Annotated in this window: 1 protein-coding gene; it reads left to right on the plus strand. The window is 36.4% G+C overall.

Going from position 1 to position 1552, the window contains the following annotated elements:
- Positions 1-227 precede the first annotated feature (227 nt).
- The coding region (locus B3J44_RS22475; protein ID WP_286971555.1) for a ribulokinase at positions 228-1552 on the plus strand (1325 nt) is incomplete at its 3' end.

Genomic DNA, 1552 nt, shown 5'->3' on the forward strand with positions numbered 1-1552 from the left:
AAGTTTAGTACAATTTTCCAGCTTATTCTGTGACCATTTTGAAGATTAAGATGAAATAATCGCAACATTATAAATGTAACATTGACATTTATTTTCTGTTTTAGGCTTAAATCTTTGTTTTGATGCATTTTTTGTAAAAATTACGGAGCAGAATTTTATTAAGTGTTTTTTGTACACTTATAAAATTTTAATAATTATATTTGTCAATATTTTAAAATAAAATACGAATGAAAAATTATGTAATAGGATTGGACTACGGAACAGATTCTGTTCGTGCGGTGCTTATTGACACAGAAAATGGGCAGGAGTTGGCATCGAATGTTTCTCATTACAAAAGATGGAAAAACAAGCAATATTGTGACGCTTCTATAAACCAATTTCGTCAGCATCCTTTGGATCATATCGAAGGATTGGAAATTACAATTCAAAATGTTGTAAAAGAAAGTAATGTTGATCCGGCATTGGTTCGCGGAATCTGTATTGATACAACAGGATCTTCACCAGTTCCAGTTACAGCAGATGGAACACCATTAGCATTGACAAAAGGTTTTGAAGAAAACCCAAATGCGATGATGGTTTTATGGAAAGATCATACTTCTATAAATGAGGCAAACGAAATTAACGAACTGGCAGTAAGCTGGGGCGGAGAAGATGTTACAAAATACGTTGGAGGAATTTATTCTTCTGAATGGTTTTGGGCAAAAATTCTTCACATTGCAAGACAAGACGAAGCGGTTAGAAATGCAGCGCACACTTGGATGGAGCACTGCGATTTAATGACGTATTTGTTAATTGAAGATAAAGATTTAAAAACCTTCAAAAGAAGCCGTTGCGCAGCAGGACATAAAGCCATGTGGCACGCAGACTGGAACGGATTACCGCCAGTTGAATTCTTAGAAAAACTGCATCCATATTTAGCGACTTTACGTGGCAATTTATATGATGAAACTTATACGTCAGACTTAGTTGCTGGAAAATTAAGCCAAGAATGGGCAGATCGTCTAGGGCTTTCGACAGAAACAGTTGTGGCTGTTGGAACTTTTGATGCGCATTCTGGAGCAGTTGGAGCTAAAATCGAAGAAAATACTTTGGTTCGTGTTATGGGAACTTCAACTTGTGATATTCTAGTGGGTTCTTATGATGAGGTTGGAACAAAAACCGTTCGCGGAATCTGCGGTCAAGTTGACGGTTCTGTTATTCCAGGATTTATTGGTTTAGAAGCAGGACAATCTGCTTTTGGTGATTTATTGGCTTGGTACAAAGAACTTTTAATGTGGCCAACGGAACATTTATTAGGAACATCTTCTGTTTTAAATGATGCTCAAAAAGAACAGTTAAGAGAAGAATTCAGCGATAAATTAATTGTTGAATTGACGAAAGAAGCAGAGAAAATCCCAGTTTCAGAAAGTCTTCCAATTGCTCTAGATTGGATCAATGGACGTAGAACTCCAGATGCGAATCAGGAAGTGAAAAGTGCCATTTCGAACCTTTCTTTAGGAACAAAAGCACCTCATATTTTCAAAGCTTTAGTAAACGCAATCTGTTTTGGAGC

It is taken from the genome of Flavobacterium sp. UBA4854, from assembly GCF_002399805.1.
GTDB classification, from domain to species: Bacteria; Bacteroidota; Bacteroidia; order Flavobacteriales; family Flavobacteriaceae; genus Flavobacterium; species Flavobacterium ginsengisoli.